This window comes from Streptomyces glaucescens (genome assembly GCF_002154375.1).
In the GTDB taxonomy this organism is placed as follows: domain Bacteria; phylum Actinomycetota; class Actinomycetes; order Streptomycetales; family Streptomycetaceae; genus Streptomyces; species Streptomyces glaucescens.
In genome coordinates this window covers 21,989-29,569 of record NZ_MUND01000155.1, presented here as the reverse complement: position 1 = coordinate 29,569, position 7,581 = coordinate 21,989, and the positions used below count along the sequence as shown (strand labels likewise).

Genomic DNA, 7,581 nt, shown 5'->3' with positions numbered 1-7,581 from the left:
CTCCGCCGCGCGGCGGAGTAGTTCGAATGTGTCGTACATTCCGTGTGTGCCCCCTCGAGCAGGTGTGCGTACGGTTCCGAGTCGACGCTTATCGGTTGCCATCCTTTAAGCGCTGTTCTTCGTTGTTGACTACGGGCCGCTAGGACCCAACCTGGGCCCACGGGAGGCTTATCGGGACCCTCCCATGGGCCCGAGTAACGGCACTAGCTCGTCACGTCGCCCAGCACCTCGTCGTGGATCGTGTTCTTGTAGGGCTCCAGCGCTTCGCACGCCCTGAGGTAGCGGCGGGCCACCGTGTGCCGGTCGATCCCGAGGCAGCGCGCGGTCTCGGCCTGGCTGAGTCCCTCGACGATCATGAGCCGGGCGACCTGGTACGGCTTGTCGGGGAGCTTGTCGCGGAGGAAGCGGTCGATGGCCTTGAGGCCGGCGTCCCGGACGTGGTCGCCCTCGTCCGGAGCGACGGGGACCTCGGGGAACTCCTCCACCGGGGACGAGGGGTCGCGGTCGTTGCGCCGGGCCGCGTCGGCGATGACGTCGTGCATCACCTTGCGGGCGAAGGCGCGTCCGCCGTCCTTCCGGTCCAGGACGAAGTCCGGCTTCGACCAGGCGCGGACCAACTGCAGGACGGCCGTCTGCACCAGGTCCTCCATCAGGTACTGCATGCCGGCCTGGCGCACCATCCCCTCAAGGAACGGCTTCAGGCGTTCGAGCTCCGCGACCTGTTCCGACGTCAGCCGGCGGCGCGGCGCCGACTCCGGTGAGGTGCGGGCTCCCGGGACGAGGTCCCGTCGTGTACTCGCTAGGTCGTGCGGGTCCGTCGGCCCTCGAACATCGGGGGCGTTGCGCATCTGGACCAGTCCTTCCCATGATGGGCCAACTCGGGGCGGGTGGAGCGGAGTTCACCGCCTCACATCCAGCTATGCCGAAGCGGGAGGCCCGCGTGGTGCGTTTCGCGGCACGTAACTTTGCGTGACCGGTGCGAACCGTGTCAGCGGAGGATCTGGTGGAGGAACACCGCGACGCCCACGCCGACGAGGAGGGCCGCTCCGAGCAGGGGGTTGAGCAGGGCTACGTAGGTGACCAGTCCCGCGATGATCAGCATGAGCAGGATGTGAGAGGTGTGCTGGTCAGGGCTCATGGGGCTCTCCCGGGGTGAGAGGGGGCGGGTCGGTACGTAGGGGGATGCCGTTCCGGTCGGGGTCCGAGGGTGTGCGGTCGATCGTGGGCATCGTCACCTCCGCTGTCGCACCCGGTCACCCGTCGCCCGCGCTTCCCGCTGTTCCTCCGCCCCGCTGTCCAGCCGACCCGCCGGTTTTCAATAGACGCATGAGCACCGCCGGACCTGACGTGGGCGGGGTGCGCAGGCCGTGGACGGTGCGACTCCTACTGCGTTCGGTGTGGTGTGGGGGGCCGTGCTCTTCCCGCTGCTGGACACGGGGAACTACGTGCTGATCACCGTCACGCTGAGCGGTGCGCCGCTGTGCATGGGCATCATCTACGGGCTCGCCGGGGCCTACCTGCCCGAGCTGGTCAGCACGCGGAAGCGGTACTCCGGGCCGGGTTCTCGTACAACCTCGGCGGGTCCTCGATGACGCCGCGGCGCCGCTGATCGTCACCGCCCTGGCCGAGAGTTACCGTCCGGCCGTGGACGGGTGGTTCATGAGCGCCAAGCCCTGTTGTCGCTCGTCTGCGTCCTGGCGCTGCCCGAGACCTGGGAGCGGGACCTCGACGCCATCTGCCCCGCCCAGGAGGTAGTCCGTACGTCACGCCGAGCGTTTGCGGGAGGACGCGGACTTCTTGGCCGGCGTCTTCTTCGCCGCCGTCGTCTTCTTGGTGCCCTGGGTGGTCGACTTGGCCGTCGACTTCTTGGTGGAGGACGTGGTGGTCTTCTTGGCGGTGGTCTTCTTCGCCGCCGTGGTCTTCGCGGCACCCGCCGTCTTCTTGGCCGCGGCCTTCTTGCCCGCGGACTTGGCGATGGTGGGGGGCGGGCCGGACAGGCTGCCCTTGGGGGCCTTCTTGACCGCGATGTCACCCTTGGGCAGCTTCTTCGAGCCGCTGACCAGGTCCTTGAAGCCCTGACCGGCGCGGAAGCGCGGCACCGAGGTCTTCTTGACCCGAACCCGCTCGCCCGTCTGGGGGTTCCGGGCGTAACGCGCCGGACGGTCGACCTTCTCGAACGAACCGAAGCCGGTGACAGAGACCCGCTCACCTGCGACGACCGCGCGGACGATGGCGTCCAGTACGTGGTCGACGGCATCGGCGGCCTGCTGGCGGCCGCCCATCTTGTCGGCAATCGCTTCTACGAGCTGCGCCTTGTTCACGTCTTCCCCTTCGGAGACATCGCCAGAACGAAAGTGTTCAAGCTTTTTCGCACGTTAGGCAGATATATACCGCAAATCAAACACGAAACGGGCTAATCACCCTCGTGCCGCAACCAACTCGGCAGTCCCGGACTTGCTCAGCCGTCCCCTTCGGGGAATCGCCCCTCGTCGAGGTCGGCGGTGAACCGTTCCAGGCGCCTTGTCGCATCGGCGAGATCGTGCTTGGCCGCGGCCGTGATGACCAGCAGCTTCCGGGTCAGCGCCACCCGTACGCCCTCCGGGACTTGCAGTGCGCGCACCCTTGCGTGCGCTCTCTTGAGTTGGTTCGCGACCGCCGCATAGAGCTCGAGTTGGCCGTCGTGTTCCATGCACAGATTGTGCCATCTGGGGCGAGTTGTCGCCTGCTCGGGGGGCAACTGCCGCCTCAAACGGCCCTCCGGACGGTCGCCGCCGCCGCGCCGCCATCGCCCGCGTACCCCGGCAACCACCGCTCTAACGTGGGAAGTTGAGGAGGCTCCGCGGCTCGGACGGAGCCGCGCGGGCACAGAAAAGGCCGTACCCCCGATCGAGCCGATCGGGGGTACAGCCGGGGTATTGGGGTGGCCGAAACTCGACCTTGCGGAGCGCCTCGGCGCCCCCCAGGAGATCAGACCTGGAGCGTCCGCGGCTTGTAGGCGGGGCGCTTCGCCTCGTACGCCGCGATGTCCTCCTCGTTCCGGAGGGTGATGGAGATGTCGTCCAGCCCGTTCAGCAGCCGCCAGCGGGAGTTCTCGTCCAGCTCGAAGGAGGCGGTGATACCCTCGGCGCGCACCTCGCGCGCGACCAGGTCGACGGTGATCTCCGTCTCCGGGTCCGCCTCGGTCAGCTCCCACAGCGCGTCCACGATCTTCTGCTCCAGGACCACCGTGAGCAGGCCGTTCTTGAGCGAGTTACCGCGGAAGATGTCGGCGAAGCGGGACGAGATCACGGTCTTGAAGCCGTAGTTCTGCAGGGCCCACACCGCGTGCTCGCGGGAGGAGCCGGTGCCGAAGTCGGGGCCGGCGACCAGCACCGTGGCACCCTGCCGCTCGGGCCGGTTGAGCACGAACTCGGGGTCCTTGCGCCAGGCCTCGAACAGCCCGTCCTCGAACCCGTCCCGGGTCACCTTCTTGAGCCAGTGGGCGGGGATGATCTGGTCGGTGTCGACGTTGCTGCGGCGCAGCGGGACGGCCCGGCCGGTGTGCGTGGTGAAAGCTTCCATGACTGATCAGACTCCAGCGGGCGTACGGGTCTCGACGTCGGACAGGTCGGCCGGGGAGGCGAGGTGCCCCAGGACGGCCGTCGCGGCCGCGACCTGCGGCGACACCAGATGGGTACGGCCGCCCTTGCCCTGCCTGCCCTCGAAGTTGCGGTTGGAGGTGGAGGCGGAGCGCTCGCCCGGGGCCAGCTGGTCCGGGTTCATGCCGAGGCACATCGAGCAGCCCGCGTGCCGCCATTCGGCGCCGGCCTCCTTGAAGACCACGTCCAGCCCCTCGGAGACGGCCTGCAGACCCACCCGCGCGGAGCCCGGGACGACCAGCATCCGTACCCCGTCGGCGATTTTGCGGCCGCGCAGGATCTCGGCGGCGTTGCGCAGGTCCTCGATGCGGCCGTTGGTGCAGGAGCCTACGAAGACGGTGTCCACCTTGATGGAGCGCAGCGGCTGACCGGCCTCCAACCCCATGTACTCCAGGGCCTTTTCGGCGGCGAGGCGCTCCGAAGCGTCTTCGTACGAAGCCGGGTCGGGGACGGACGCCGAAAGCGGCGCGCCCTGGCCCGGGTTGGTGCCCCAGGTGACGAACGGCGACAGCTCGGCGGCCTCGATGACCACCTCGGCGTCGAACTCGGCGTCGTCGTCGGTCCTGAGCGTCTTCCAGTACTCGACCGCGGCGTCCCAGTCGGCGCCCTCGGGGGCGTGCGGACGGCCCTTGAGGTACTCGAAGGTGGTCTCGTCGGGGGCGATCATGCCCGCGCGGGCGCCGGCCTCGATCGACATGTTGCAGATGGTCATCCGGGCCTCCATCGAGAGCTTCTCGATGGCGGAGCCGCGGTACTCCAGGACATAGCCCTGGCCGCCGCCGGTGCCGATCTTCGCGATGATCGCCAGGATCAGGTCCTTGGCGGTGACGCCGTCGGGCAGCTCGCCGTTCACCGTGATCGCCATGGTCTTCGGGCGGGCCATGGGCAGCGTCTGGGTGGCCAGCACGTGCTCGACCTGCGAGGTGCCGATGCCGAACGCCAGCGCGCCGAAGGCGCCGTGCGTCGAGGTGTGGCTGTCGCCGCAGACGACGGTCGTGCCGGGCTGGGTCAGGCCCAGCTGCGGGCCGACGACGTGCACGACGCCCTGCTCGACGTCGCCCAGCGGGTGCAGCCGGACACCGAACTCCGCGCAGTTCTTGCGCAGCGTCTCCAGCTGGGCCCGGGAGACCGGGTCGGCGATGGGCTTGTCGATGTCGAGGGTCGGGGTGTTGTGATCCTCGGTCGCGATGGTGAGGTCGAGGCGGCGCACGGTGCGCCCGCTCTTGCGGAGGCCGTCGAAGGCCTGCGGGCTGGTCACCTCGTGCAGCAGGTGCAGATCGATGTAGAGGAGGTCGGGCTCGCCCTCGGCGCGCCGGACGACATGGTCGTCCCAGACCTTCTCCGCGAGTGTCCTACCCATCGCTTTCCCTCCGGTCGGCAAAGGTGCGCCGACCCAACTAGAGATCTTGAGGAAGCGGCGCCCGCGCCCCTGGTTACGGGCGTCCGCCGCCAGGCCCGTCACCTGTGCGGGCCGCTGTGCCTTCGTGACATCCAGGGTGGCGTGTTCCACGGAAAATTGAACTTGCGTTTCACAGAGTGAGACGCAAGTATCGTTGCATGGACAACAGTAGCGGCGTCGGCGTTCTGGACAAGGCGGCCCTCGTCCTGAGCGCTCTGGAGTCCGGTCCGGCCACCCTCGCGGGTCTGGTCGCGGCCACCGGACTGGCACGACCCACGGCCCACCGCCTTGCCGTGGCTCTGGAACACCACCGCATGGTGGCGCGTGACATGCAGGGCCGATTCATCCTCGGTCCCCGCCTGGCAGAACTGGCCGCGGCGGCCGGCGAGGACCGTCTCCTCGCGACGGCCGGCCCGGTGCTCACCCACCTCCGCGACGTCACCGGCGAGAGCGCGCAGCTCTACCGCCGCCAGGGCGACATGCGCATCTGCGTCGCCGCGGCGGAGCGCCTGTCCGGCCTGCGGGACACCGTCCCGGTCGGCTCGACGCTCACCATGAAGGCCGGTTCCTCGGCACAGATCCTCATGGCCTGGGAGGAGCCGGAGCGCCTGCACCGCGGTCTGCAGGGCGCCCGCTTCACGGCGACGGCCCTGTCGGGCGTACGGCGCCGCGGCTGGGCCCAGTCGATCGGCGAGCGGGAGCCGGGCGTCGCGTCCGTCTCCGCGCCCGTGCGCGGTCCCTCCAACCGCGTGGTGGCCGCCGTCTCGGTCTCCGGTCCCATCGAGCGACTGACCCGCCACCCGGGCCGTATGCACGCCCAGGCGGTCATCGACGCCGCCGCCCGCCTCTCCGAGGCCCTGCGCCGCTCGGGCTGACGTCTGCCCGGACCGGAGGGAGAGCGAGCCTCAACGCCGCGGCACGCTCTCCCCCGGCGCCGCCGACCCGCACGGGTCGATCACGACGGGCGACGGGGCGTACGCGTTGAGTGCGCGTACGATTTGTTTCGTCTCCCCGGGCTGCGCCCGCGGCCCCGAAGTCCTGGCACCGTGCGCCCACTTGATACACGCCGAAGGGGCCCTCGCCGAAGCGAAGGCCCCTTGGGACTCGTACCCCCGACCGGATTCGAACCGGCGCTACCGCCTTGAGAGGGCGGCGTGCTAGGCCGCTACACAACGGGGGCGTGGACTCTGCGTTTCCGCAGGTCCGAGCTGGTCTACCTGGACTCGAACCAAGACTAACTGAACCAGAATCAGTCGTGCTGCCAATTACACCATAGACCAATGTGGTTTAGACCAGCAGTACCCCCGACCGGATTCGAACCGGCGCTACCGCCTTGAGAGGGCGGCGTGCTAGGCCGCTACACAACGGGGGCCCTAGCGATCATCTCGTGAGAGATCACCGTACCCCCGACCGGATTCGAACCGGCGCTACTGCCTTGAGAGGGCAGCGTGCTAGGCCGCTACACAACGGGGGCTTTGTGGATCAGATCCACGGTTGCGGATGAAGCTCCGCGAGCTGGCCTACCTGGACTCGAACCAAGACTAACTGAACCAGAATCAGTCGTGCTGCCAATTACACCATAGGCCACTGGAACGCAAGCCCCGTGCGGGGATCTTGTTCTAGTCTGCTCCTCCGGTTCCCGGCCTTTCGGCCCGCTCCCCGGCGGCGCAGGAAGAACATTACCTGAAGGTGGACGGGGCTCCAAAACGGCTATCCGCGCGGAGCAGCGCCGGGAGTTCGGAGAGGGACACGATCCGGTGCGGACCGGGCGGAACGACCACGGTGGCGGAGCCGCCCAGGCGGTCGATCCAGACCGACAGCAGCCCGGCCTCGGCCGCGCCCCGGCCGTCGATCTCCGGGTGGTCGCCGACGTAGGCGACCTGGTGCGGAGGCAGCGACAGGGCCTCGCAGGCGGCGAGGAAGGCCCGGGGCTCGGGCTTGGAGACGCCCAGTTCGGCGGCGCACAGGATGGTCTCGAAGCGGTGGTGGACGCCGAGCGCCCGCAGCTTGCGGTCCTGGACGGTGAGGCTGGAGTTGGAGAGCACCGCGTGGCGGTGACTGGCGGCCAGGGCGTCGAGGACGGGCAGGACGTCCGGGAACAGGGCCCAGACGGCCTCGTAGTGGGCGAGATAGCGCTCGAACCAGGTGTCGGCCTCCGCATCCGTCAGCGGCCGCTCCAGGAACGCGCGCACCCGGTCCCGGCGCTGCCCCTCGAAGGAGACCTCCCCCGCCGAGAAACGCGTCCAGTGCCGTTCGGTGAGGTCCTTCCAGCGCGCGAGGGCCCGCTCCGGGCCGCCGCAGCGGTCCAGCAGGCCTTCGGCCGCCAGATGGGCACGCATGCCCTCGCGGTCCGCGGTCGAATAGTCGAAGAGCGTGTCGTCCACGTCCCAGACCACGGCACGGATGCTCATGAGCCGACGGTAACGCCGGGGCACCGGTCCCGTCCGCGGTTCCGGGATTCCGGCCGGCCGAGCGGCCGGGGTGACGAACGCGACAGGGGCGGCACCCGGAGACCGGGTGCCGCCCCTTCACGCGCGCGTGGGT

Annotated in this window: 9 protein-coding genes and 5 tRNA genes; 2 read left to right on the top strand and 12 right to left on the bottom strand. The window is 69.2% G+C overall.

Translation table 11 applies throughout. From position 1 onward, the window contains the following. Positions 1-203: 203 nt before the first annotated feature. On the bottom strand, positions 204-848 hold the full coding sequence (locus tag CCN42_RS11900; RefSeq protein WP_086735225.1) for a sigma-70 family RNA polymerase sigma factor: 645 nt from the start codon (positions 846-848) through the stop codon (positions 204-206). A 140-nt stretch (positions 849-988) separates the two neighbouring features. After that, positions 989-1,138 carry a hypothetical protein gene (locus CCN42_RS42540; RefSeq protein WP_158102078.1) on the bottom strand — a complete coding sequence of 50 codons (150 nt, stop codon included), beginning with the start codon at positions 1,136-1,138 and terminating at the stop codon, positions 989-991. Between the two features lie 274 nt (positions 1,139-1,412). Here CCN42_RS42540 and CCN42_RS11895 point away from each other — a divergent pair, with 274 nt between their 5' ends. Next, on the top strand, positions 1,413-1,592 hold the full coding sequence (locus CCN42_RS11895) for an MHS family MFS transporter (protein WP_143661897.1): 180 nt from the start codon (positions 1,413-1,415) through the stop codon (positions 1,590-1,592). A 171-nt stretch (positions 1,593-1,763) separates the two neighbouring features. Here the strand turns inward: CCN42_RS11895 and CCN42_RS11890 are convergent, their stop codons facing one another. The 4 genes from CCN42_RS11890 to leuC form a co-directional block, all read right to left on the bottom strand. Further along, positions 1,764-2,321, bottom strand: a complete 558-nt coding sequence (locus CCN42_RS11890) for an HU family DNA-binding protein (RefSeq protein WP_086735221.1) — start codon at positions 2,319-2,321, stop codon at positions 1,764-1,766. Between the two features lie 137 nt (positions 2,322-2,458). Next, positions 2,459-2,689: an SCO5555 family protein gene (locus tag CCN42_RS11885; RefSeq protein WP_086735219.1), complete on the bottom strand. Its 231-nt coding sequence runs from the start codon at positions 2,687-2,689 to the stop codon at positions 2,459-2,461. A 278-nt stretch (positions 2,690-2,967) separates the two neighbouring features. Then, a complete protein-coding gene (leuD, locus tag CCN42_RS11880; RefSeq protein ID WP_086735218.1) occupies positions 2,968-3,561 on the bottom strand; it encodes a 3-isopropylmalate dehydratase small subunit in 594 nt (197 codons plus the stop codon). A gap of 6 nt (positions 3,562-3,567) precedes the next feature. Beyond that, a complete protein-coding gene (gene leuC, locus CCN42_RS11875; RefSeq protein WP_086735216.1) occupies positions 3,568-4,998 on the bottom strand; it encodes a 3-isopropylmalate dehydratase large subunit in 1,431 nt (476 codons plus the stop codon). A gap of 197 nt (positions 4,999-5,195) precedes the next feature. On the opposite strand from leuC, the gene ndgR reads away from it, so the two are divergent. Continuing rightward, entirely contained in the window at positions 5,196-5,912 is a 717-nt protein-coding gene (gene ndgR, locus CCN42_RS11870; RefSeq protein ID WP_026278050.1) for an IclR family transcriptional regulator NdgR, read from the top strand. A gap of 232 nt (positions 5,913-6,144) precedes the next feature. Here the strand turns inward: ndgR and CCN42_RS11865 are convergent. From CCN42_RS11865 to CCN42_RS11840, 6 genes are all read right to left on the bottom strand, one after another. Continuing rightward, positions 6,145-6,217, bottom strand: a tRNA-Glu gene (locus tag CCN42_RS11865). Positions 6,218-6,245: 28 nt separating this feature from the next. Continuing rightward, a tRNA-Gln gene (locus tag CCN42_RS11860) sits at positions 6,246-6,317 on the bottom strand. Between the two features lie 19 nt (positions 6,318-6,336). After that, a tRNA-Glu gene (locus CCN42_RS11855) sits at positions 6,337-6,409 on the bottom strand. A gap of 29 nt (positions 6,410-6,438) precedes the next feature. Then, positions 6,439-6,511 (bottom strand) — tRNA-Glu (locus CCN42_RS11850). Between the two features lie 41 nt (positions 6,512-6,552). Beyond that, a tRNA-Gln gene (locus CCN42_RS11845) sits at positions 6,553-6,624 on the bottom strand. A 92-nt stretch (positions 6,625-6,716) separates the two neighbouring features. Beyond that, complete coding sequence (locus tag CCN42_RS11840) at positions 6,717-7,448, bottom strand: HAD family hydrolase (protein ID WP_086735215.1); 732 nt, start codon at positions 7,446-7,448, stop codon at positions 6,717-6,719. Between the last annotated feature and the right edge of the window lie 133 nt (positions 7,449-7,581).

What these genes read in the sequence shown, in the direction of transcription:
- CCN42_RS11900 (WP_086735225.1), bottom strand. Translation starts at nt 848, where the DNA reads ATGCGCAACGCCCCCGATGTTCGAGGGCCGACGGACCCGCACGACCTA.
- ndgR (WP_026278050.1), top strand. Translation starts at nt 5,196, where the DNA reads ATGGACAACAGTAGCGGCGTCGGCGTTCTGGACAAGGCGGCCCTCGTC.
- leuD (WP_086735218.1), bottom strand. Translation starts at nt 3,561, where the DNA reads ATGGAAGCTTTCACCACGCACACCGGCCGGGCCGTCCCGCTGCGCCGC.
- CCN42_RS11840 (WP_086735215.1), bottom strand. Translation starts at nt 7,448, where the DNA reads ATGAGCATCCGTGCCGTGGTCTGGGACGTGGACGACACGCTCTTCGAC.
- CCN42_RS42540 (WP_158102078.1), bottom strand. Translation starts at nt 1,138, where the DNA reads ATGAGCCCTGACCAGCACACCTCTCACATCCTGCTCATGCTGATCATC.
- leuC (WP_086735216.1), bottom strand. Translation starts at nt 4,998, where the DNA reads ATGGGTAGGACACTCGCGGAGAAGGTCTGGGACGACCATGTCGTCCGG.
- CCN42_RS11885 (WP_086735219.1), bottom strand. Translation starts at nt 2,689, where the DNA reads ATGGAACACGACGGCCAACTCGAGCTCTATGCGGCGGTCGCGAACCAA.